This is a genomic window from Pseudomonas sp. KCJK9016 (genome assembly GCF_046231795.1).
In the GTDB taxonomy this organism is placed as follows: Bacteria; Pseudomonadota; Gammaproteobacteria; order Pseudomonadales; family Pseudomonadaceae; genus Aquipseudomonas; species Aquipseudomonas bananamidigenes.
Map to the genome: position 1 here is coordinate 73807 of NZ_JBJJMM010000009.1, position 21440 is coordinate 95246.

Annotated in this window: 22 protein-coding genes; 10 read left to right on the forward strand and 12 right to left on the reverse strand. The window is 61.4% G+C overall.

The features are described from left to right. Window positions 1-31: 31 nt before the first annotated feature. The 4 genes from rlmD to ACK6BI_RS10930 form a co-directional block, all read right to left on the reverse strand. Window positions 32-1384: a 23S rRNA (uracil(1939)-C(5))-methyltransferase RlmD gene (rlmD, locus tag ACK6BI_RS10915; protein ID WP_409317077.1), complete on the reverse strand. Its 1353-nt coding sequence runs from the start codon at window positions 1382-1384 to the stop codon at window positions 32-34. Further along, window positions 1384-2286 (reverse strand): cysteine synthase CysM, encoded by a 903-nt coding sequence (gene cysM, locus ACK6BI_RS10920; RefSeq protein WP_409317174.1) that lies wholly within the window; start codon window positions 2284-2286, stop codon window positions 1384-1386. The genes rlmD and cysM overlap by 1 nt, the downstream gene beginning before the upstream one ends. Window positions 2287-2425: 139 nt before the next feature. Next, window positions 2426-3850, reverse strand: a complete 1425-nt coding sequence (locus ACK6BI_RS10925; RefSeq protein WP_409317078.1) for a histidine kinase sensor domain-containing protein — start codon at window positions 3848-3850, stop codon at window positions 2426-2428. After that, window positions 3837-4559 (reverse strand): response regulator transcription factor, encoded by a 723-nt coding sequence (locus ACK6BI_RS10930; RefSeq protein WP_409317079.1) that lies wholly within the window; start codon window positions 4557-4559, stop codon window positions 3837-3839. The genes ACK6BI_RS10925 and ACK6BI_RS10930 overlap by 14 nt, the downstream gene beginning before the upstream one ends. Before the next feature lie 217 nt (window positions 4560-4776). Here ACK6BI_RS10930 and ACK6BI_RS10935 point away from each other — a divergent pair, with 217 nt between their 5' ends. Both ACK6BI_RS10935 and ACK6BI_RS10940 read left to right on the forward strand, forming a co-directional pair. Continuing rightward, window positions 4777-7530: a response regulator gene (locus ACK6BI_RS10935; RefSeq protein WP_409317175.1), complete on the forward strand. Its 2754-nt coding sequence runs from the start codon at window positions 4777-4779 to the stop codon at window positions 7528-7530. Window positions 7531-7613: 83 nt separating this feature from the next. After that, window positions 7614-8603: a 2-hydroxyacid dehydrogenase gene (locus ACK6BI_RS10940; protein WP_409317080.1), complete on the forward strand. Its 990-nt coding sequence runs from the start codon at window positions 7614-7616 to the stop codon at window positions 8601-8603. Between the two features lie 4 nt (window positions 8604-8607). Here the strand turns inward: ACK6BI_RS10940 and ACK6BI_RS10945 are convergent, their stop codons facing one another. Next, on the reverse strand, window positions 8608-9063 hold the full coding sequence (locus ACK6BI_RS10945; protein ID WP_409317081.1) for a hypothetical protein: 456 nt from the start codon (window positions 9061-9063) through the stop codon (window positions 8608-8610). A gap of 133 nt (window positions 9064-9196) precedes the next feature. Between ACK6BI_RS10945 and ACK6BI_RS10950 the strand changes: the two genes are divergently transcribed. Both ACK6BI_RS10950 and ACK6BI_RS10955 read left to right on the forward strand, forming a co-directional pair. After that, window positions 9197-9631 (forward strand): hypothetical protein, encoded by a 435-nt coding sequence (locus ACK6BI_RS10950; protein WP_409317082.1) that lies wholly within the window; start codon window positions 9197-9199, stop codon window positions 9629-9631. Then, on the forward strand, window positions 9631-10035 hold the full coding sequence (locus ACK6BI_RS10955) for an META domain-containing protein (RefSeq protein WP_260520598.1): 405 nt from the start codon (window positions 9631-9633) through the stop codon (window positions 10033-10035). The genes ACK6BI_RS10950 and ACK6BI_RS10955 overlap by 1 nt, the downstream gene beginning before the upstream one ends. Window positions 10036-10080: 45 nt before the next feature. Here the strand turns inward: ACK6BI_RS10955 and ACK6BI_RS10960 are convergent, their stop codons facing one another. Further along, on the reverse strand, window positions 10081-10548 hold the full coding sequence (locus ACK6BI_RS10960; protein ID WP_409317083.1) for a TlpA disulfide reductase family protein: 468 nt from the start codon (window positions 10546-10548) through the stop codon (window positions 10081-10083). A 114-nt stretch (window positions 10549-10662) separates the two neighbouring features. Between ACK6BI_RS10960 and arsC the strand changes: the two genes are divergently transcribed. Genes arsC through ACK6BI_RS10975 form a run of 3 tightly spaced genes read left to right on the forward strand, consistent with a single transcriptional unit; the run spans window position 10663 to window position 12036 of the window. Continuing rightward, a complete protein-coding gene (gene arsC, locus ACK6BI_RS10965; RefSeq protein ID WP_409317084.1) occupies window positions 10663-11016 on the forward strand; it encodes an arsenate reductase (glutaredoxin) in 354 nt (117 codons plus the stop codon). After that, the gene (gene wrbA, locus ACK6BI_RS10970; protein ID WP_260520601.1) at window positions 11013-11609 is read left to right on the forward strand and encodes an NAD(P)H:quinone oxidoreductase; all 597 of its coding nucleotides are present in this window, start codon (window positions 11013-11015) and stop codon (window positions 11607-11609) included. Before arsC ends, wrbA begins: the two co-directional genes overlap by 4 nt. A gap of 1 nt (window position 11610) precedes the next feature. Then, on the forward strand, window positions 11611-12036 hold the full coding sequence (locus ACK6BI_RS10975; RefSeq protein ID WP_409317085.1) for a DUF2069 domain-containing protein: 426 nt from the start codon (window positions 11611-11613) through the stop codon (window positions 12034-12036). A gap of 51 nt (window positions 12037-12087) precedes the next feature. Here ACK6BI_RS10975 and ACK6BI_RS10980 read toward each other — a convergent pair whose 3' ends face one another. Together ACK6BI_RS10980 and ttcA are read right to left on the reverse strand one after the other, a co-directional pair. Next, on the reverse strand, window positions 12088-12762 hold the full coding sequence (locus ACK6BI_RS10980) for a DNA-3-methyladenine glycosylase I (RefSeq protein WP_065261658.1): 675 nt from the start codon (window positions 12760-12762) through the stop codon (window positions 12088-12090). Window positions 12763-12896: 134 nt separating this feature from the next. After that, on the reverse strand, window positions 12897-13721 hold the full coding sequence (gene ttcA, locus ACK6BI_RS10985) for a tRNA 2-thiocytidine(32) synthetase TtcA (RefSeq protein ID WP_260520603.1): 825 nt from the start codon (window positions 13719-13721) through the stop codon (window positions 12897-12899). A gap of 289 nt (window positions 13722-14010) precedes the next feature. Between ttcA and ACK6BI_RS10990 the strand changes: the two genes are divergently transcribed. Together ACK6BI_RS10990 and ACK6BI_RS10995 are read left to right on the forward strand one after the other, a co-directional pair. Next, window positions 14011-14613, forward strand: coding sequence for a Yip1 family protein (locus ACK6BI_RS10990; protein ID WP_409317086.1), 603 nt, complete (start codon window positions 14011-14013; stop codon window positions 14611-14613). A 157-nt stretch (window positions 14614-14770) separates the two neighbouring features. Then, window positions 14771-15265: a SprT family zinc-dependent metalloprotease gene (locus ACK6BI_RS10995; RefSeq protein WP_409317087.1), complete on the forward strand. Its 495-nt coding sequence runs from the start codon at window positions 14771-14773 to the stop codon at window positions 15263-15265. A 42-nt stretch (window positions 15266-15307) separates the two neighbouring features. Here the strand turns inward: ACK6BI_RS10995 and ACK6BI_RS11000 are convergent, their stop codons facing one another. Then, window positions 15308-16489 carry a CaiB/BaiF CoA transferase family protein gene (locus tag ACK6BI_RS11000; RefSeq protein ID WP_409317088.1) on the reverse strand — a complete coding sequence of 394 codons (1182 nt, stop codon included), beginning with the start codon at window positions 16487-16489 and terminating at the stop codon, window positions 15308-15310. 145 nt (window positions 16490-16634) lie between these two features. Then, on the reverse strand, window positions 16635-17969 hold the full coding sequence (locus ACK6BI_RS11005) for a dicarboxylate/amino acid:cation symporter (RefSeq protein ID WP_409317089.1): 1335 nt from the start codon (window positions 17967-17969) through the stop codon (window positions 16635-16637). A gap of 353 nt (window positions 17970-18322) precedes the next feature. On the opposite strand from ACK6BI_RS11005, the gene ACK6BI_RS11010 reads away from it, so the two are divergent. After that, complete coding sequence (locus ACK6BI_RS11010; RefSeq protein ID WP_409317090.1) at window positions 18323-19321, forward strand: AraC family transcriptional regulator; 999 nt, start codon at window positions 18323-18325, stop codon at window positions 19319-19321. A 4-nt stretch (window positions 19322-19325) separates the two neighbouring features. Here the strand turns inward: ACK6BI_RS11010 and ACK6BI_RS11015 are convergent, their stop codons facing one another. Together ACK6BI_RS11015 and ACK6BI_RS11020 are read right to left on the reverse strand one after the other, a co-directional pair. Continuing rightward, the gene (locus ACK6BI_RS11015; RefSeq protein ID WP_409317091.1) at window positions 19326-20672 is read right to left on the reverse strand and encodes an ATP-binding protein; all 1347 of its coding nucleotides are present in this window, start codon (window positions 20670-20672) and stop codon (window positions 19326-19328) included. After that, on the reverse strand, window positions 20669-21346 hold the full coding sequence (locus ACK6BI_RS11020) for a response regulator transcription factor (RefSeq protein WP_065261650.1): 678 nt from the start codon (window positions 21344-21346) through the stop codon (window positions 20669-20671). Before ACK6BI_RS11020 ends, ACK6BI_RS11015 begins: the two co-directional genes overlap by 4 nt. Window positions 21347-21440: the final 94 nt, after the last annotated feature.

Sequence of the window (21440 nt, forward strand, 5' to 3'; positions counted from 1 at the left end):
CGGGCGGATCAGTCGGATCAGACGAGCCATCCTAGCTCGCTTCAAATAACGCCATGGCCTCGACATGCGCCGTCTGAGGAAACATATCGAGAATCCCGGCACGTTTTAACCGGTAGCCCTGTTTGATCAATTCGACCGTATCGCGCGCCAGAGTTGCAGGGTTGCACGATACATACACCAACCGCTCGGCACCCAGGGTCGCGAGCTTGCGCACCACCTCGAAAGCACCGTCACGCGGTGGGTCCAAGAGTACCGCAGAAAAGCCGTTTCCGATCCATTCGGCATCGGTCAAAGGCTGGGATAAATCGGCCTGAAAAAACCTTGTGTTATGCAAATTGTTACTGGCGGCATTCAACGCCGCGCGATCGACCATGGTCTGCACGCCTTCGACCGCCACCACTTCACGTACGGATCCGGCCAGCGGCAAGGCAAAGTTGCCGAGACCGCAAAACAGATCGAGCACGCGCTCGTCCGCAGCCGGCTTCAGCCAGTCCAGGGCCTGGGCCACCATGGCTTCGTTGACGCCGGCGTTGACCTGGATGAAATCCCCCGGGCGATACGCCAGATCCAGCCCCCACTGTTGCAGACGGTAGCCCAGCGACTGCGTGTCATCGACCGGTTGCGGCTCGCCTTCGCCATGCAGCCACAGTTGCGCTTCATGGAATGCACAAAAATCCTTGAGGATCGTCAGATCGGTCTCGGACAGAGGCGCCATATGGCGCAACAGAACGGCCAGAGATGAACCGCTGAACAATTCGACATGCCCCAGCGCCTGAGGCTTGCTCAAGCGACGAAGCATCTCCGGCAGACGGGTCATGATCGGTTGCAAGGGCTGTACCAGCACCGGGCATTCACTGATCGCAACGATATCCTGACTGCCGGCGGCACGGAATCCGACCTCAAGCGTTTTGGCCTTGCTGTCCCAGCGCACGGCAATACGGGCGCGGCGACGGTAGCCGAATTCCGGACCGGTCAAGGGTGCAGCCCACTCCTCGGGCTCGACACCGGCGACTCGCGACAATTGCTCGGCGAGCATGCGCTGTTTCAGGGCGAGCTGTTCGTCATGGGACAAATGCTGGACGCTGCAACCACCGCAACGACCGGCATGCCGGCAAGGTGCCGGACGACGCAGTTCGCTGGCAGTGAACACACGCTCGGTGCGCGCCTCGACCACTTTGCCGTGGGCACCGAGCACGCGGGCCTCAACCTCTTCACCCGCCAGGGCGCCGAGGACGAACCAGGTTTTTCCTTCAAAAAACGCGATGCCGCGACCGTCGTTGGCCAGGCGCTCGATCTTCAGGCGCTGCTTTTTGCCGGTCGGGAGTTGCGGGGCCTTGCTGCCGCCGGTGGGCTGGAAGCGCAGGCCTCTATCGTGCTTTGCCATCAGTTGGCCGCGTCGAAAATGCCGGTCGACAGGTATCGGTCGCCACGGTCACAGATGATCGCGACGATCACCGCATTCTCGACTTCTTTGGACAGACGCAGCATCGCCGCCACCGCACCGCCAGAGGACACACCGCAGAAGATGCCTTCTTCGCGGGCCAGACGTCGGGTGACGTCCTCGGCTTCGCTTTGTGCCATGTCGACGATACGGTCGACGCGGTCGGCCTGATAGATCTTCGGCAGGTATTCCTGCGGCCAGCGGCGGATACCGGGAATGGCCGAGCCTTCCATCGGTTGCAGGCCGACGATCTGTACCTTGTCGCTCTGCTCTTTCAGGTAGCGCGACACGCCCATGATGGTGCCGGTGGTCCCCATGGAGCTGACGAAATGCGTGATGGAGCCCTGGGTCTGACGCCAGATTTCAGCGCCGGTGGTGGTGTAGTGCGCTTCGGGATTGTCGCCGTTGGCGAACTGGTCCAGCACCTTGCCACGACCCTCGGCCTCCATTCGCTGGGCAAGATCGCGAGCACCTTCCATACCCTCCTCCTGGCTGACCAGAATCAGCTGAGCGCCATAGGCGGTCATCGCCGCCTTGCGCTCGGCGCTGGAGTTGTCCGGCATGATCAGGATCATCTTGTAACCCTTGATCGCGGCAGCCATTGCCAGGGCGATCCCGGTATTGCCCGAGGTGGCTTCGATCAGGGTATCGCCTGGATGGATCTGCCCGCGCAATTCGGCGCGGGTGATCATCGACAATGCCGGACGGTCCTTGACCGAACCCGCCGGGTTGTTCCCTTCGAGCTTGAGCAACAGGGTGTTGCTGGTGACACCGGGCAGGCGCTGCAAACGCACCAGCGGCGTGTTGCCGACGCAATCGGCGATGGTTGGGTACTGCAAGGTCATGGCGTTTTTCGCAATCCGGACAGCGGGGGCGCCTATCATACCGGCAAACCTGCGCGGCCCATATCACGCAAAGTGTGGTGCTTATGGTTTCTTGGAATAAGCAGTAAAAGTCGCGCCGGTGGTGCGACTTTTTTGCTGCTCACACAATTCCCGGGCGACTCATGTCCACTGTGGGAGCTGGCTTGCCAGCGAAGGCGCCGGAATGGGCGGCGCTGTCATCCGCCACCAACCGCAAATTCAATCGTAATCCCGACTGGCCGTTCTCCGCCCACAAAATTCCGCCCTGCCGTTGCACGGCGTTCCTCGCAATGCTCAACCCCAGACCGAAACCACCATCTCCCGGTCGCGAACCGTCGAGTCGGGTGAACGGCGAGAAGATCCGTTCCAGATCCTCTTCGGCCACACCACCGCCCTCGTCCTCCAGCCATAGATGCCAGTAGTCCCCGTCACGCCGGCCATCCAGACGGACGATACCGCTTGGTGGCGAATGACGGATGGCGTTACGCAGGATGTTCTCCAGCGCCTGAGCCAAGGTATTGAGGTTGCCGCGCACCCAGCACGATGAGTCCACCGAGCAGTGCAATCGCAGAGTCGGCCAGCCGCTTTCATAGCAGGCGTCATCGGTGAGCATCTCCCACAACGCTTGGACCTGGATCGCTTCGTCCGGCAACGGCGAACGTTCGGTTTCGAGCCAGGCCAGTTGCAGGGTGTCTTCCACCAGCCGCTGCATGCCATCGACTTCACGACTGATGCGCTCGCGCAATGACAGCAGATCCTGCTCGCTGTCACTGGCCACCCGCAGGCGACTCAGGGGCGTGCGCAGTTCGTGGGACAGGTCGCGCAACAATTGCTGCTGCAGGGAGACGGTCGATTGCAGGCGTTCGGACATCGAATCGAAGGCCCGGGCCAACTCGCCCAGTTCGTCCGGGCGCCGCGTGATGCCACCCGACAGACGCACGTTCAATTGATCGGCACGCCACGCATTGGCCTGCTCGCGCAGATTGTTCAGTGGCACCACCAGCAAGCGGTACAGCCCCACACACAGCAGCAGCGTGAACAGGCCGGGAATCACGCCGTTGGTGATCACGCGCCAGAACACTCGGTACTTGCCCGGAACGAATCGTTCAGGCAACTCGATGACCAGACTGCCGGCGGTCGGCTCAATGGGAAACGGCACACGCAGCCATGGTCGGCCCTTCTTGTGGATCGGCCAGTCCAGCCCGCGCAGAAAGGTCAGGCGCTGGATTTCCTGCCCGCTCAAAGGATCGCTGCTCAGAGACTGCAAATTGCCGTCGATCACGCCAACCCAGGCACTCTCGCGCAATTCCATGCCTTGCAACCAGCCATCGACACCGTTGCGCCCGCCCTGGCGCCATGCTTGCTCGGCCTCGGCGGCATAACGGGTCAATGTGCCGCGCGCCTCGTCGGAGAGGAACTGGTTGCGCTGCTCCATATACCAACCCCAGGACCAACTCAGCCAGATCATCAATAAACAGAAAGCCACCAGCAGACAGGCCAGTTTCCAGAACAGCGAATGCCGACCCGGCAGGTCAGACACTTTCATCGACGGCGCTCAGCATGTAGCCCTTGCCCCACACCGTGCGCACTTCTCGCTCGGTGTAGCCGATCGATTTGAGTTTGCGGCGGATCTGGCTGATGTGCATGTCGAGGCTGCGGTCGTGGGCCGCGTAACCACGCTGAAGAACGTGCTGATAAAGGAAGGCCTTGCTCAGCACTTCCTCATCGTTGCGATTGAGGGTTTCCAGCAGACGGAATTCGCTGCGAGTGAGGCCGGCCGGTTGATCGCGGTAGAACACTTCGCACCGCTCATCGTCGAAATGCAGCCCTCCCGCCATCACAGGCTCGGCGACCGCAACCGGACGCCGATCGAGAGCGACCCGGCGCAGAATCGCTTCGATGCGTACATGCAGTTCGGCCATGCTGAAGGGTTTGGGCAGATAGTCGTCGGCCCCCAGGCGAAAACCGCTGATGCGATCGGCCTCCGCCCCCAGCGCCGACATCAGCAGCACCGGCGTGGAATGGCTCTGGCGCAATTGAGTCAACACGTTCAGGCCGTCGAGGCCCGGTAACAGAATGTCCATCAACACCACATCGAACGCCTGACGCCGGGCGATGCTCAAACCCTCGTTGCCGTTGCGGCACCAGGTCACCTGAAAGCCACTGCGCCCCAGTTGCTCATGGACATAGGCACCGAGTACAGGATCGTCCTCGATGGAAAGAATGCGTGGCTGGCCAACAGAGACAGGAGTCATGACTATCTGCAAATAATTCTCAGTTGGGTGATTATTCAAGATTGACCGCTGCCGGGCAACCCAAGGTTAACCTGTCGGACAAATGAGCGGCGCCGGAAAAGACCGGCCACGACATCATTTTTCCCGGGAATGCCCGCAAGCAAATCGCTACACTGCGCCCATGTCGCGTGCCGGAAGCACGTGTGAGTCAACGATCGGCGGGATGCGGGAGAAAGGCGTGCTCAAGAAACTGGGAATCAAAGGTCGCGTATTGTTGCTGACCCTGTTGCCGACCAGCCTGATGGCGCTGGTGCTGGGCGGCTATTTCACCTGGATGCAGCAGTCCGACCTGCAGTCCCAATTGATGCAGCGCGGGGAAATGATCGCCGAACAACTCGCGCCACTCGTGGCGCGGGCCATGAGTCATGGCGATGCCGAATGGCTTGAGCGTATTGCCACCCAGTCCCTTGAACAACCCGACGTACGCGCGGTGACCTTCCTGGCGCCCGACCGCTCGCCACTGGCCCATGCCGGCCCGACCATGCTCAATCAGGCCCCCAGCGGCGACAGCACGCAATTGCTGCGACGCAGCGGCAATGATGCCACTCGCTATCTGCTGCCGGTATTCGGCAAGCACCGCAATCTGGCCGGCGAGATGATCCCTGAAGAGTCCGACCGGCTGCTCGGCTGGGTCGAGCTGGAACTGTCGCATAACGGTATGTTGCTGCGTGGTTATCGCAGTCTGTTCGCCAGCCTGTTACTGATCGCTGCGGGACTGGCCGGCGCCGCGCTGCTGGCGGTACGCATGGGCCGCACGATCAATCGCCCGATCAGCCAGATCAAGCAAGCGGTCGCGCAGCTCAAGGACGGTCATCTGGAAACCCGCCTGCCGCCGCTCGGCAGCCAGGAGCTGGATGAACTGGCGTCCGGCATCAACCGCATGGCCGGCACCTTGCAAAACGCCCGGGAAGAACTGCAACACAGTGTCGACCAGGCCACCGAAGACGTGCGCCAGAACCTGGAAACCATCGAGATCCAGAACATCGAACTGGACCTGGCCCGCAAGGAAGCCCTGGAAGCGAGCCGGATCAAATCCGAATTCCTCGCCAACATGAGCCACGAAATCCGCACGCCGCTCAACGGCATTCTCGGTTTCACCCACCTGTTGCAGAAAAGCGAACTCACCCCGCGCCAGCTCGACTACCTGGGCACCATCGAAAAATCCGCCGACAGCCTGCTGGGGATCATCAACGAAATTCTGGATTTCTCGAAAATCGAGGCCGGCAAACTGGTGCTCGACCACATCCCGTTCAACCTGCGCGACCTGTTGCAGGACACCCTGACCATCCTCGCCCCTGCCGCCCACGCCAAGCAGCTGGAACTGGTGAGCCTGGTGTACCGCGACACACCGCTGTCGCTGGTCGGCGATCCGCTGCGGCTCAAGCAGATCCTCACCAACCTGGTGAGCAATGCCATCAAGTTCACCCGCGAGGGTACGATCGTCGCCCGCGCCATGCTCGAAGAAGAACACGAAGACAGCGTGCAGTTGCGCATCAGCATTCAGGACACCGGCATCGGTCTGTCGAACCAGGACGTTCGCGCGCTGTTCCAGGCCTTCAGTCAGGCTGACAATTCGTTGTCGCGTCAGCCCGGCGGCACCGGTCTGGGCCTGGTGATTTCCAAGCGTCTGATCGAACAGATGGGTGGCGAGATCGGGGTCGACAGTACGCCTGGCGAAGGCTCGGAATTCTGGATCAGCCTGAGCCTGCCCAAGACCCGCGACGATGCCGAAGACCTGCCCGCCGCGCCATTGCTCGGGCGCCGGGTCGCGGTGCTGGAGAACCACGAGCTGGCGCGTCAGGCCTTGCAGCATCAACTGGAAGACTGCGGCCTCGACGTCACGCCATTCAATACCCTGGAAAGCCTGACCAATGGCGTCACCGGCGCCCACCAGACGGATCAGGCCATCGACCTCGCGGTGCTCGGCATCACCAGCAACGACATGCCGCCGGAACGGCTTAACCAGCACATCTGGGACCTGGAACATCTCGGGTGCCGGGTATTGGTGTTGTGCCCGACCACCGAGCTGACACTGTTCCATCTCTCGGTGCCCAATCCGCACAGCCAGCTCCAGGCCAAACCGGCCTGCACCCGCAAGCTGCGTCGGGCGTTGTCGGACATGGTCAATCCACGACCCATGCGCAGCGAGCCTGGCGAACCCTTGTCCAGCCGTGCGCCGAAAGTGCTATGCGTCGACGACAACCCCGCCAACCTGCTGCTGGTGCAAACCCTGCTCGAAGACATGGGCGCCAAGGTACTGGCCGTGGAAAGCGGTTATGCCGCCGTCAAGGCGGTACAGAACGAATCCTTCGATCTGGTTCTGATGGACGTGCAGATGCCGGGCATGGACGGGCGTCAGAGCACCGAAACCATCCGCCAGTGGGAAAGCGAACGGCATTGCACGCCGCTGCCGATCGTCGCGCTTACCGCCCATGCCATGGCCAACGAAAAACGTGCCCTGCTGCAAAGCGGCATGGACGACTACCTGACCAAGCCGATCAGCGAGCGGCAACTGGCCCAGGTGGTGCTGAAATGGACCGGCCTTGCGCTGCGCAATCAGGCCCCGGACCGTGGTAGTGAAAGCCTGGCGGGACAGCAGGACCTGCCGGTCCTCGATCACGAAGAAGGCTTGCGCCTGGCTGCCGGAAAGGCGGATCTGGCGGCGGACATGCTCGCCATGCTGCTGGCCTCGCTCGAGGCCGACCGCGAAGCCATTCGCGCGGCCCGCGACAGTCAGGATCAGAACGCTCTGCTCGAGCGGGTCCACCGCCTGCATGGCGCGACCCGCTACTGTGGCGTGCCGCAATTGCGCGCAGCCTGCCAGCGCAGCGAAACCCTGCTCAAGCAGGAAGACCCCAAGGCCTCCAGCGCTCTGGATGAACTGGAGCGGGCGATCAATCGTCTGGCGGCACAAGCGAAGATCAGCGCCTGATCCACGGCAATGCCGATCCGCACCGGCGCGGCTAAAGTTGACGCGGGTGAATCGCGCCCGCGTCGATGCTTCAGGAGAATTGCATGCGCACGATCGTTTTCAGCAGCCAGACCTACGACCGCGACAGCTTCCTCGCCGCCGACTGCCCCGCCGGTATCGAACTGCACTTTCAACCGGCCCGGCTCAATCTGGATACCGCAGCGCTGGCCGAGCGGCACGAAGTGGTCTGTGCCTTCATCAATGATGACCTCGGCGCGCCTGTGCTGGAGCGTCTGGCGGCCGGCGGAACCCGGCTGATCGCGTTGCGCTCGGCCGGTTACAACCATGTCGATCTGGGCGCTGCCAAACGCCTGGGACTCGATGTCGTGCGGGTTCCGGCCTATTCGCCCCATGCAGTGGCCGAGCATGCGGTGGCGCTGATTCTTGCACTCAACCGCCGGCTGCACCGGGCCTACAACCGCACCCGCGAAGGCGATTTCAGCCTGCACGGTCTGACCGGTTTCGATCTGGTCGGCAAAACCGTCGGCATTGTCGGCACCGGCCAGATCGGTGCGACGTTCGCGAAAATCATGCACGGCTTCGGCTGCGAACTGCTGGCCTTCGACCCGTTCCCGAACCCGGCCGTGGAAGCCTTGGGCGCGCGTTATCTGAGCTTGCCGCAACTGCTCGAACAATCGCAGATCATCAGTCTGCATTGCCCGCTCAACGAACAGAGCAAACACCTGATCAACCGCCATTCGCTGGCACACATGCGGCCCGGAGCGATGTTGATCAACACCGGGCGCGGCGGTCTGGTGGACACACCGGCACTGATCGACGCCTTGAAGGACGGTCAGCTGGGCTATCTGGGACTGGACGTTTATGAAGAAGAGGCGCAGCTGTTTTTCGAGGACCGCTCCGACCTGCCGTTGCAGGACGATGTGCTGGCACGGTTGCTGACCTTCCCCAACGTGATCGTTACCGCGCACCAGGCATTCCTGACCCGCGAGGCGCTGGGCGCCATCGCCACGACCACCTTGCACAACATTGCGACCTGGGCGGCGGGATCACCGCAGAACCAGGTCGAAGGCTGAAACCTCAGTGGGATCCGTTCGGGGATAGCGTCGACGCGAGGATCAGCAGCCCCAACCAGCCGAAACCGAAAAGCCGCTGCTTGAGGGAGTGACCGCTGCGCAACAGGAACCAGACAAAGATCATCGGCATCAGGAACGCCATGATCTTCAACCAGCCTTCAACCGGACGCACGCCGTCGGCATCCAACTGAGGTACGGCCGCTCGCTCGGCCTGTTGTCGGCGCCGGCGACCGGCAGCGGCGGGCATGACTTTGGGTTCGGGGGCAGGCGCGGGGGCTGCGGCGAACGTTTCAGGAACCGCCTTGTTGCGCGGCAGGCTGCCGAAGGAAATTGTCGACGCAGCAGAGGCCGGTTGTGCAGCCCGTGTCTGCCCCTCCGCCATCGGAGCCCCACAATGAATGCACGCTGTCGCTTCGGAACTGATGCTCCGCTTGCATTCATAACATTCGATCAATGCCATGTTCCGTTCCTTAGAGAAGTTGGCGGCAGTTTGCCACGACTGCACGGTCGATTTGAACCGGATCGAAGGTCGCAAGCCCGCGTCATCCTGCAATCACGCCCGTGCTAGCATGTCGCGCATATTTGGAGGACCCATGGTCGAACACGATTTCCGCTACACCCTGATGAACCCGCAACACACACTCACCGAATGCCGCGCCCTGGTTCCGGGCCGTTATCAGGTCACCGGCAACGGCGGCTCGATCCGCATCGGCGATGTGCTGTTGGTCACCCTCAAAGGCAGCAAGGACCTGTCCATGCGCCTGACCGTCGAAACCGTGCGCCACCTGATCAATCCGCCGGGACAATGGACCGCCATGACCTCCGGCCCGGTGTTTGGTGAACTGGCGATCCATACCTGGCAGGTCAACTGCGACAGCTGCGCCAGAGAACTGAGCTTCGAATTCGCGGTAGATGCCAGACTCGGCAAAACGGCTGAAAAACCGGCCGCCACGGCACGCATCGCCGAACTGGGCTGGAAAACGGCCGGCGACCGGCACCTGTGCCCGAAATGCCAGGAGCCGGCGTGATGAAGCATCTGGCCCTGACCGCCGCTGTGAGCGCCGGCCTGATGGGTTGCGCCGCAGAGCCTGTGCAACTGCAACAGGACCGCAGCTACATACTGGAATGGATCGGCGAACGACCGCTGATCGACTACAGCCATCTGACCGTGACTCTCGGCGAAGACGGCCGGGCGTATGGCAACGGTGGCTGCAACCACTGGTTTGCGCCCTATACCCTCGACGGCGACAGGCTCAGCTTCGGCAAGATCGGCAAGACCCGCAAATTGTGCGCTCCGGCGCTCATGGAGCAGGAACAGCGGTTCCTGCAGGCTTTGGAGAAAGTGCAGCGCTGGGACGTTTCCCCCATCGAGCAGATGCGCTTCTGGCCTGCCGAAGGCAAGCCGTTGCGCTGGTGGCTGGAAGAGGGTTGATCCTGCCGGACCGAAAGGCTCCCACGCAATGCGTGGGAGCGCTCCTCAGTTGGTCGCCTTCAACGCTTCAAGCTTTGCCATCACCCCCGCCGCCGTCTGCTCGCCCATCAACTGTTCCCGCACCTTGCCCTTGTTGTCGATGATGTAGGTCACCGGCAAGGCTTCACTGCGTGGCAGCTCGAACACGTCCGCCGGATCCTGCGCCAGCACGGTGAACCTGATGCCGAGTTTTTCGCTGGCAGCTTTCAGCTCTTCACCCTGCACATTGTCGAAGTTGACTCCGAACACACCGATCTTCTTGCCCTTGAGCTCATCGGCCAGATGATTGAGTTCCGGAATTTCCGTGCGGCACGGACCGCACCATTCGGCCCAGTAATTGAGCACGACCCATTGCTTGTCCAGGCGCTCGGAGGCGACCTTCTGTCCGTTCTGATCGATGCCATAGTCGTTACCGCAGCCCCCCAGCATCAACGCTCCGATGATCGTCAATGCCGCTGCCAGTCGCCGTGTCATGTCGTGTTCCTTGTAAAAAATTGAATGCGCCTGCGACCCATCGCCTCCCAAGGTTCTGGATTGCGCGCTGCACAGTTAGAATAGCCGCCACTCTACGCAAGAAGCGACCCGCCCATGACCGATCTGACGCTTTATCACAACCCGCGCTGCTCGAAATCCCGCGGCGCGCTCGAACTGCTCGAAGCCCGCGGCCTTGCGCCAAACGTGGTGCGCTACCTCGAAACGCCGCTGGACGCCGCGCAGATCAAAGCCCTGCTCGGCAAGCTGGGGATCAGCGCCCGGCAACTGCTGCGCACCGGCGAAGATGAATACAAAACCTTGAATCTGGCAGATGCCAGTCTCACCGAGAAACAATTGATCGAGGCGATCGCCGCGCATCCGAAGCTGATGGAACGTCCGATTCTCGAAGCGGGCGACAAAGCCGTCATCGGCCGCCCGCCGGAGCAGATCCTGGAGCTGTTGCCGTGAGTGCGCCGTACATTCTGGTCCTCTATTACAGCCGCAGCGGCTCGACCAACGAGATGGCCCGGCAGATCGCCCGTGGTGTCGAACAGGCCGGCCTCGAAGCCCGCCTGCGCACCGTGCCGGCAATCTCCACCGAGTGCGAAGCGGTGTCGCCGGACATTCCTGATGAGGGCGCCCTCTATGCCACGCTGGATGACCTGAAGAACTGCGCCGGCCTGGCCCTGGGCAGCCCGACCCGCTTCGGCAACATGGCCGCACCGCTCAAGTATTTCCTCGACGGCACCAGCAACCTGTGGCTGACCGGCGCGCTGGTCGGCAAACCGGCCGGGGTGTTCACCTCCACCGCCAGCCTGCATGGCGGTCAGGAAACCACGCTGCTGTCGATGATGCTGCCGCTTTTGCACCACGGCATGCTGATCACCGGCCTGCCCTACAGCGAGTCGGCGCTGCTGGAAACCCAGGGGGGCGGCACGCCGTACGGTGCCAGCCATCACGCCGGGGCCGACGGCAAAAGCGGTCTCGATCAGCACGAAGTGGCGCTCTGCCGTGCGTTGGGCGCACGTCTGGCCAAAACGGCCCTGAAACTGGGGAGCTGAGATGGCCAGAAAGCCGAAAGTCCTGCCCGCCATCGAATGGCTGGAGCCTCGGGTGCGGGCAATGCGGGTGATCAGTCTGCTGTGCTTTTTCGCCCTGGCCGGACTGCTCGCCGCGTACTACCTGGTGTTCGCCGACCTGCATGGCGCACGGCCGTGGGTGATTCTGCTGATCGAGTTGATCCCGTGGCTGGTGCTTGCACCGGGCATGATCATGGGCAGCGCACGCGGGCACTCGTGGATGTGCTTTGTGGTGAACCTGTATTTCATCAAGGGCGCCCTGGCGGCGTACGACCCGAGCCGCCAGTTGTTCGGCGTATTGGAGATGATCGCCAGTCTGGCGGTGTTCTGCTCGGCGCTGCTGTATGTGCGGTGGCGGTATCAGCTGAACCGCAAGCTGGCCGGCGAAGGCGAACTGTCTGTCAGCTGACAGCTGTCCCAGGATCGTTCCCACGTTTTACTCGGGAACGATCACTCGGTCTCAATGGTTGACGGTATACGCCAGCATCATCGAAATCTGGCTCATCGGCCGCCCACCGCTTTCTTCATGCCACTGGTTGAACGCATTCTGTACCGTCGCCAGATCCCGCAGACTGCTTGGCACCTTGTCGACGATCTTCTGTGCATTCAACGCCGCCACCACGTCATAGCTCGGCACGAAGGTGTCCTTGCCGACCATGCGCAGGAAGCGCGGCGCCGACAGCCCGCCCAATTGATGGCCGTGCTTTTTCAGATACGTCCACAAACCGACGATGTCGGTCACCGGCCAGTCAGCGAGCAACGCACCGAAACTGCCCTTTTCTTTCTCGACGTCCAGAATGAACTGCGCATTGCGCGGCACGCTTTTCAGTTTGCCCAGGTGACGGATGATCCGAGCGTCCTGCATCAGCCGCTCCAGGTGCTCGGCGCTCATCAGCACGACTTTTTCCGGATCGAACCTGAAGAACACCTCTTCGAAGGCCGGCCACTTGGCATCCACCAGACTGTGTTTGAGTCCGGCCCGGAACACCCGCAGGGCCATGGTCGAGAGATAACGGTCATCGCTGACCTGGCGCAGTTGCGCCGGGGTCTTGGGGACGGGCAGATGGGCTTCCAGTTCAGCCGCCGAACCGAAGCGGTTCAGACAGTATTCGTGCAGCCACTTGTAGTCGCGCATGCCCTCTCCTTTGAATGAAACGAATCGCCCATGTGGGAGCGAGCCTGCTCGCGAAAAGCGGTGTGTCATTCAACTGATTTGTTGACTGATACTCCGTCTTCGCGAGCAAGCTCGCTCCCACATTTTGACTGTGTTTACAGGTTTACGACATTGACGAAACGCGAAGCGGCGGTTTCATCAATCTTCAGGCTGGTGAAGTCGAACAGGTTGCGGTCGGCCAGTTGCGACGGCACCACGTTCTGCAGGCTGCGGAAAATGCTTTCGGTGCGGCCCGGGGTCTTGCGCTCCCAGTCCTGAAGCATTTCCTTGACCACCTGACGCTGCAGGTTCTCCTGGGAACCGCAGAGGTTGCACGGGATGATCGGGAACTGCTTGAAGTCCGAGTAGGCCTGGATGTCTTTCTCGTTGCAGTACGCCAGCGGACGGATCACCACGTTTCGGCCATCGTCGGCACGCAGCTTCGGCGGCATCGCCTTGAGGGTGCCGTTGAAGAACATGTTGAGGAAAAACGTTTCGACGATGTCGTCACGGTGATGACCGAGGGCCATCTTGGTCGCGCCGATCTCGTCGGCAAAGGTGTACAGCGTGCCGCGACGCAGGCGCGAGCAAAGCGAGCAGGTGGTCTTGCCTTCCGGTACCAGTTCCTTGACCACCGAGTAGGTGTCTTTCTCGACGATGTGGTACTCGATGCCCAGCTCTTTCAGATAGGCCGGCAGCACATGCTCGGGAAAGCCCGGCTGCTTCTGGTCCATGTTCACCGCGACGATGTCGAACTTGATCGGCGCAACCTTCTGCAGGTGCATCAGCACGTCGAGCATGGTGTAGCTGTCCTTGCCCCCGGACAGGCAGACCATGACCTTGTCGCCGTCTTCGATCATGTTGAAGTCGGTGACTGCTTCGCCGGCCAGGCGGCGCAGGCGCTTTTGCAGTTTGTTCTGGTTGACCGTAAGAGTGCCCATGACGCGAAATCCGTGAGGTGTGACGAAAGGCGGGCATTTTACGCAAAAACACCGGGGTTGTGGCCACAGGTTGTCGCCCCCGCCGAAGCCCGCTCGCACAGACCTCACCGCGATTACCCCGCCGGTTTACAGCGCGATTTGCTCTAAGACCCTGATACCTGTGCGGTTAAGTCCTTTCTATACTGCGACATAAGGTCGCACACAATCTGAAGACCTGTATTTGCTCGGCCACATAGGCCCGTAGGCGCTCCGCTGGGGGGCGATGGCAATAACGAGAGGAGTGACTGGCATGATCCATCACGTAGTGGGACTTTTTACCCACCCCGATCAGGAATGGAAGGAAATCCGTGGCGACCAAGAGGAAAGCATCAGCCACATGTACCTGACGCACACGCTGATCCTGGCGGCGATCCCCGCCGTCTCGGCGTTCATCGGCACGACTCGGGTCGGCTGGGTGATCGGCAATCGCGCACCGGTGATGCTCACCGTCGAAAGCGCGTTGTGGATGACCATCATGTCGTATCTGGCCATGCTGGCGGGCGTCGCGGTCATGGGGGCCTTCGTGCACTGGATGGCCCGCACCTATGACGCCAACCCGAGCCTGGCCCGCTGCGTGGCATTCGCCACCTACACCGCGACACCATTGTTCGTCGGCGGGCTGGCGGCGCTGTATCCCCATATGTGGCTGGGAATGATCGTCGGCACGGCGGCCATCTGCTACACGGTGTATCTGCTGTATGTGGGTCTGCCGACGTTCATGAACATTCCGTCCGACGAGGGCTTCCTGTTTTCCAGCTCGGTGCTGGCGGTGGGGCTGGTGGTGCTGGTCGCCATCATGGCGTTTACCGTGATTGTCTGGGGACTGGGCGTGGGGCCCGTCTATACGAACTAGAGCGTTTTACCGCCGAGAAGAACAAGATCCGCCAACACAGGCCGCCGCAAGGCGGCCTTCTCATGCCAGGGAAAAGCGCCACGACCATTCGGCAGTTCGGCAATACGCAAGGCCGGACGGTTGCGGCATACTCCGACTCTCTGGAGATCCATCAAGCATGCCCGAGCAACTCAATACCCGCGTCGAAGACTGTTTCCAACTCGCTGAATCCTTTTTCAAACGTCCTTTCAAACGCCCCGTGGTGAGCCTCAAGCTGCGCGGGCAAAAAGCCGGCGTCGCGCATCTGCACGAGAACCTGCTGCGCTTCAATCCGCAGCTGTACCGGGAAAACACCGAACATTTCCTCAAGCAGACCGTGGCCCATGAAGTCGCGCACCTGATCGCCCATCAACTGTTCGGCGACCGCATCCAGCCCCACGGCGAGGAGTGGCAATTGATCATGCGCGGCGTCTACGAATTGCCGCCGGACCGCTGCCATACGTATGAAGTCAAACGCCGCAGCGTGACCCGCTACATCTATAAGTGCCCGTGTGCCGAGAGTGATTTCCCGTTTACGGCCCAGCGCCATAATCTGGTGCGGCAAGGGCGGCGGTATTTGTGCCGGCGTTGTCGCAACACGCTGGTGTTCAGTGGCGAGATGCGGGTCGAATAACCCGCACCTCGTTCCCGCGCAGAGCGAGGTGCAAGCTACGAGCTATGCGATGACTTTCGCGGCACGTAATTCGGCAATCCGTTCAGGGCTTAAACCCAACGCTCCCAACACCTGATCCGTATGCTGCCCCGGCGCCGCGCCGATATGCCGGGGCGGCGGCAACGCTTCGGAGAACTTTAGCGGGCAAGCGATCTGCGCTTGCGTCGAGCCATCCTCGCGCGGTACCCGAATCACCAGTTCCCGCGCCTGTAACTGCGGATGCTGCACCGCCTCGCCCAGTTTCAGCACTGGCTCGACGCAAGCATCAATCCCGGCGAACCGTTCGCACAGTTCGGCAAAGTCATGCTTCTCGAATTCGACCTTCAAGGCCTCCTTGAGTGCGCGTTGCTGCTCGGGTCTGGGTGACAACCCCTGCGCCGCCAGTTCAGGCCGGCCCAGCGCCGCACACAGTTGCTGCATGAAACCCGGCTCCAGACTGCCCACCGACATCCAGCGCCCGTCCCGAGAACGGTAATAGTCATAGAAACTGCCGCCGTTGAGCATCTGGTCCTCCCAACCCGGTTCTTCACCGCAGGCCAGATACCCGGCGCCAGCCATGGCGTTCAGGCTGAATGCACAGTCGGTCATGCTCACGTCCAGGTGCGTCCCCTGCCCGGTCTGCTGGCGAGCGATCACCGCCGCGAGCAGACCGATCACCCCGTGCAGCGAGCCACCAGCGACATCCGCCACCTGCATGCCCAGCGGCAACGGCCCGCTGTCGGCGCGCCCGGTGTAGCTCGAGAGCCCGGCCAGCGCCAGATAATTGATGTCGTGGCCGGCGCGATCCTTGTATGGCCCGGTCTGGCCATAACCGGTGATCGACACATAAATCAGCTTCGGATTGATCGCCTTCAGCGCCTCGTAACCCAACCCCAGCCGCTCCATCACCCCGGGGCGAAATTGCTCCAGCACGATGTCGTAATCCGTCAGCAACTGCTTGACCAGCTCCAGTGCTGCGGGCTGCTTGAGATCCAGTGCAAGACTGCGCTTGTTGCGATTCAGATAAGCATGGCTGGCCGAAACCCCGTGATCGTGAGGCGGCAATATCCGCAGCAGATCAAGGCGGGTCGGTGACTCGATACGCAGTACCTCGGCGCCCATGTCCGCCAGCAACAACGAGGCGAACGGACCCGGCAGCAGGGTCGAAAAATCCAGAATCTTCAGTGAGGCCAGCGGTGCGGACATGGGCGATCTCCATCAACGATGCTTGCAGCCTAGGCAGCCGTCGACGATGGGGCAATTACCGGATGCATCAGTTGTGCTGACCGTTTTGCTCAAATCGCAGGCAAGAAAAAACCCGCCGAAGCGGGTTTTTCCATTCAGGCGATGCTTACTTCACATTGCTCGGGGTCGGGCCTTCGGCCACACCCAGGTCGTCTTCGTGACGCTGGTCGACGATACCGCGACCGCCCGAGGCCAGCTCGGCGTTCAGTACGTCGGTATCCAGCTCCTTGACCCATTTGGCCACAACGATGGTAGCAACGGCGTTGCCGACCAGGTTGGTCAGGGCACGGGCTTCGGACATGAAGCGATCGATACCCAGGATCAGCGCCAGACCGGCCACCGGCAGGTGACCGACCGCCGACAGGGTGGCGGCCAGCACGATGAAGCCCGAACCGGTCACACCGGCGGCGCCTTTGGAGGACAGCAGCAACACCACCAGCAGGGTGATCTGGTGAGTGATGTCCATGTGAGTGTCGGTCGCCTGAGCGATGAACACGGCCGCCATGGTCAGGTAGATTGCAGTACCGTCGAGGTTGAATGAGTAGCCGGTCGGGATCACCAGACCCACCACCGATTTCTTCGCGCCCAGACGCTCCATCTTGATCAGCATGCGTGGCAGTACCGATTCCGAGGAGGAAGTACCCAGCACGATCAGCAGTTCTTCACGGATGTAGCGGATCATCTTCAGCACGCTGAAGCCGTGCATGCGGGCGATGGCACCCAGCACGATCAGGATGAACGCCACGCAGGTGATGTAGAAGCACGCCATCAGTTGACCCAGCTGCACCAGCGAGCCGACGCCGTAGGCACCGATGGTGAACGCCATCGCACCGAAGGCACCGATCGGCGCAAGCTTCATGATCATGTTGATGATGTTGAACATCACGTGGGCGAAGCGATCGATGAAGTCGAGGATCGGCTTGCCGTAGGCACCCAGGCGATGCAGGGCGAAACCGAAGATCACCGAGAACATCAGCACTTGCAGGATGTCACCGGTGGCGAACGCGCCGACGATGGTGGTCGGAATCACGTTGAGCAGGAAGCCGACAACGCTCTGGTCAGCGCCTTGCTGCACATAGGTGGCGACTTTCGAAGCGTCGAGGGTGCTGACATCGATGTGCATGCCGTTGCCCGGTTGCACGATGTTGACCACGATCAGACCGACCAACAGGGCGATGGTCGAAACGATTTCGAAGTACAGGAGTGCGTAACCGCCGGTCTTGCCCACCGATTTCATGCTCTGCATGCCAGCGATGCCGCTGACCACGGTGCAGAAGATGATGGGGGCGATGATCATTTTGATCAGTTTGATGAACCCGTCACCCAGCGGCTTCACGGCCACACCGAGCTGCGGGTAGTAGTGGCCGAGCGCAATACCGATACAGATTGCGACGATCACCTGGAAATACAGGGATTTGTACAGTGGCTGACGAGTCGTCATTGCAAAGTTCCTCAAGAGTCCCGCGTGGCAACATCCATCTGTTGTACGCGACACTTGAATTGCGAACCCTCCTGCACTGGAGGGATTTGTTGTGTCGAACGACGCTTGCCCGGACAGGCTCGGCGCACGCTTCTGTCGCTCTTATCGCAAACGTCGTGCCACTTTGGTGCAAATCGCTGCAAGCCTTTTGATATCAGGGTAAACAGGTTTTTCTGCGCCACCCTCTGCCTGCTCAAGTGTGGCGGATTTCCGCCAACACACCCGCTCTCGTCCTACAATTTGGCGGAAATCCGCCTTGTTGCCACTTGGAGCCGCCAGCTACCATCGGCCGCCAGAGGAAGGATTTGCCGCCCATGCGCGAACGCACCATCGCCAGTCATTTCGCCCGTGCCGCCCTAGGCGGTGCACGTCGTCGCGGATTCGATTATTCGGACCTGCTGTTGCAACTGGGCATCAGTCCCGAGCTGCTCGACGAACCCCGTGCGCGGATCGCTCCTGAACTGTTCACCCAATTGATCCAGAACCTGTGGCTGGCCCTGGACGACGAGTGCCTGGGTTTCGGCGACGCGCCCAGCAAGACCGGCAGTTTCGCCATGATGTGCCACGCCATCATTCATTGCCGCAGCCTGGAAAAGGCTCTGCAACGCGGCTTATTGTTTTATAGCCTATTCCCGCAAGCGCCGCGCCTGACCCTGACGCGCAAAGACGAATGGGTACGTTTGAGCCTCGACGACAGGCATTGGTGGGATCCGGATCATTTTCTCTCGGAGAGCCTGCTGGTGATCTGGCATCGCCTCGGCAGCTGGTTGATCGGCCAGCGGATTCGCCTGGAGCAGGCGACATTCAGCTACCCGAAACCGGCCCATGGGGCCGAATATGACTTGCTGTTTTCCTGCCCGCTGGAATTCTCGGCAACGCAAACCAGCCTGGTGTTTCACAGCCGTTATTTGCACATGCCGCTGTTGCAGGATGAACGCACCCTCAAGCACTTCCTCGAACGCTCCCCGGCCGACCTGCTGTCACGTCCGGATGAAGGCAACAGTCTCAGCAGCCGACTGCGTCGTTTGCTCAGCCACGACAGTGCCCGCTGGCCGGACCTGGAAGCCGTCGCTGCACACCTGCACATCAGCCCGCAGACCCTGCGCCGGCATTTGCGCGAGGAAGGCACCAGCTTTCAGGAGTTGAAGGATCAGTTGCGGCGGGACATCGCGATCTATCACCTCGGGCGAGCCGATCTGTCGTTGCAACAGATCGCCGAACAATTGGGGTTTTCCGAGCCGTCGGCGTTTCATCGGGCGTTCAAGAAGTGGACGGGGCTGACGCCGGGGGCTTATCGGGCGCAGGAGCAATAGGCGATCACACCGCCGGCAAATGAATCCTGAACGCCGCCCCACCCATCGGCGAATCACCGAGGGTCAATTTGGCGTTGTAGCTCTCGATGATGTCCTTGACCACCGCCAGACCGATCCCCTGCCCCGGGTGCTGGCGATCCAGTCGTTCGCCCCGCTCAAGGATGCGTGCCCGCTGATGCTGTGGCACGCCGGGGCCGTCGTCTTCGATGCACAGCTCGATTCCGGCCAGGCTTTCGCGCACGCTGATGCGCACTTCGCCCAGGCACAGGCGATAGGCGTTTTCCAGCAGATTGCCCATCATTTCCAGCAAGGCGCCCTGCTCGATCGGCACGTAACACTGCTCCGGCAAATCGAACGCCACGCGTACGTGCTTGTCGCGGTAAACCTTGTCCAGGGTGTCGCACAGGCTTTTGAGCACCGGCCGCAGGCGTACCTGATGGCGAACCAGACCGCTTTTGCGCAGGCTGGCGCGTTGCAACTGGTAGCTGATCTGCTGGCTCATGCGTTCGATCTGGGTTTGCAGCACCCAGGCCTGATCGCGATCCTCGGGACGCTGGGCCATGTCTTCACTGACGCCCTGCAAGACCGCCAGCGGGGTTTTCAGGCTGTGGGCCAGATCGTCGAGGGAATCTCGATAGCGACTGCGTTGCTGACGCTCGCTGTGCAACAAGCGGTTGAGCGAGCCGGTCAGGCGCAACAGTTCACGGGGGTGTTGTTCGCTGAGGCTTTCGCGGGTGCCGCTTTCGATTTCATCCAGCTCCTGGCTGAGCCGGCGCAAGGCTTTCAGGCCCCAGGTCAGGCCGATCCACAGCAGCGAGAGTAGCACCAGCAATGCAGCGCCGAAGCCGAGGTAGAGGTTTTCCCGCAGCCCTTGGAGGGTGGTTTCGTATTCGCGCACTGGTTGCAGCGCGACAATGCTGAACGCCGCATTCTTGCCGCCGAGCAATTTGACTTCGACGTCGTAGACGAAGAACTCCTGGCCGCTGGCTTCGCGAATCCGCGCAAACTCGCTGCCCATCCCGTCGTAACGCGGTTTGTAGTTGATCTGCTCTTCCTGGGTCGCTTTCGAGCGCCAGACCAGATGACCTTCGCGGTCATAGATGTAGCCGAGCAAACGGAAGTCGGCGAGGTTGAAACGCTCGTCCGGCAATTGCACCGGCATCACCAGCCGACCGTTTTCAATCCGGGCGGCTGAAATAAGCGTGGTGACATCCGAAGCCAGGCGCTGCTCGATGGAATCCTGCAGCGCCAGGCTGAACGCCCCCTGCATCGCCGGCAGCAGGGCGAGCATGAAGAACACCGCCAGCGTCGTGGCGGCCAGCATCAAGCGAACACGAAGCGAACGGATCAAGTGCAGCGCTCATTGAACAGATAGCCGAGCCCGCGCACCGTATCGATCGGCTTGAACCCGCCCGGGCCTTCGAGCTTGCGCCGCAGACGCCCGACCAGCACTTCGATCACGTTCGGATCACGCTCGTCATCGTCCGGGTACAGCTGTTCCATCAGCCGATCCTTGGGCACCACTTGCTGGTGGTGGCGCATCAGGTATTCGAGAATCCGGTATTCGTAGGCGGTCAGTGCCAGCGGCTGTTCATCGAGGGTCGCCTGCTTGCGATTGAGGTCCAGCAACAGCGGCCCGGCGACGATGGACGACTGAGTGAAGCCGCTGGAGCGACGCAGCAGCGCATTGAGCCGCGCTTCGAGCTCTTCGAACTGAAACGGCTTGACCAGATAATCATCGGCACCGGCGGCCAGGCCTTCGACCTTGTCCTGCCAGTTGCCGCGGGCGGTGAGGATCAGGATCGGAAAGCTCTTGCCGTCCTGACGCAACTGGCGGATCAGATCCAGCCCGCCCATGCCCGGCAGACCCAGGTCGATGACCGCCAGGTCAAAGTTGAATTGCCCGGCCTGGTACAGCGCCTCTTCGGCATTGGCCACGGACTCGACCACGTGACCGCTTTCCGTCAGGCGGGTTTGCAGGTGATGGCGCAACAGCGCTTCATCTTCGACGACCAACAGCTTCATGACACTCTCCCGGGCCAATCAGAATCTCCGACAGCATACCTGCGACAACGGTGTACTGCCGCTTTTGAGGGGCCTGTTCATTTCATCCCTCGGA

Bases quoted from the DNA above. Each gene is read 5' to 3' on its own strand.
- cysM (WP_409317174.1), bottom strand. From the start codon at position 2,286: ATGACCTTGCAGTACCCAACCATCGCCGATTGCGTCGGCAACACGCCG.
- ACK6BI_RS11005 (WP_409317089.1), bottom strand. From the start codon at position 17,969: ATGACGACTCGTCAGCCACTGTACAAATCCCTGTATTTCCAGGTGATC.
- ACK6BI_RS10940 (WP_409317080.1), top strand. From the start codon at position 7,614: ATGCGCACGATCGTTTTCAGCAGCCAGACCTACGACCGCGACAGCTTC.
- ACK6BI_RS10980 (WP_065261658.1), bottom strand. From the start codon at position 12,762: ATGCGCGACTACAAGTGGCTGCACGAATACTGTCTGAACCGCTTCGGT.
- ACK6BI_RS10950 (WP_409317082.1), top strand. From the start codon at position 9,197: ATGGTCGAACACGATTTCCGCTACACCCTGATGAACCCGCAACACACA.
- ttcA (WP_260520603.1), bottom strand. From the start codon at position 13,721: ATGGGCACTCTTACGGTCAACCAGAACAAACTGCAAAAGCGCCTGCGC.
- ACK6BI_RS10995 (WP_409317087.1), top strand. From the start codon at position 14,771: ATGCCCGAGCAACTCAATACCCGCGTCGAAGACTGTTTCCAACTCGCT.
- rlmD (WP_409317077.1), bottom strand. From the start codon at position 1,384: ATGGCAAAGCACGATAGAGGCCTGCGCTTCCAGCCCACCGGCGGCAGC.
- arsC (WP_409317084.1), top strand. From the start codon at position 10,663: ATGACCGATCTGACGCTTTATCACAACCCGCGCTGCTCGAAATCCCGC.
- ACK6BI_RS10955 (WP_260520598.1), top strand. From the start codon at position 9,631: ATGAAGCATCTGGCCCTGACCGCCGCTGTGAGCGCCGGCCTGATGGGT.
- ACK6BI_RS10960 (WP_409317083.1), bottom strand. From the start codon at position 10,548: ATGACACGGCGACTGGCAGCGGCATTGACGATCATCGGAGCGTTGATG.
- ACK6BI_RS10975 (WP_409317085.1), top strand. From the start codon at position 11,611: ATGGCCAGAAAGCCGAAAGTCCTGCCCGCCATCGAATGGCTGGAGCCT.
- ACK6BI_RS11010 (WP_409317090.1), top strand. From the start codon at position 18,323: ATGCGCGAACGCACCATCGCCAGTCATTTCGCCCGTGCCGCCCTAGGC.
- ACK6BI_RS10925 (WP_409317078.1), bottom strand. From the start codon at position 3,850: ATGAAAGTGTCTGACCTGCCGGGTCGGCATTCGCTGTTCTGGAAACTG.
- ACK6BI_RS10990 (WP_409317086.1), top strand. From the start codon at position 14,011: ATGATCCATCACGTAGTGGGACTTTTTACCCACCCCGATCAGGAATGG.
- ACK6BI_RS10930 (WP_409317079.1), bottom strand. From the start codon at position 4,559: ATGACTCCTGTCTCTGTTGGCCAGCCACGCATTCTTTCCATCGAGGAC.
- ACK6BI_RS11020 (WP_065261650.1), bottom strand. From the start codon at position 21,346: ATGAAGCTGTTGGTCGTCGAAGATGAAGCGCTGTTGCGCCATCACCTG.
- ACK6BI_RS10945 (WP_409317081.1), bottom strand. From the start codon at position 9,063: ATGGCATTGATCGAATGTTATGAATGCAAGCGGAGCATCAGTTCCGAA.
- ACK6BI_RS11000 (WP_409317088.1), bottom strand. From the start codon at position 16,489: ATGTCCGCACCGCTGGCCTCACTGAAGATTCTGGATTTTTCGACCCTG.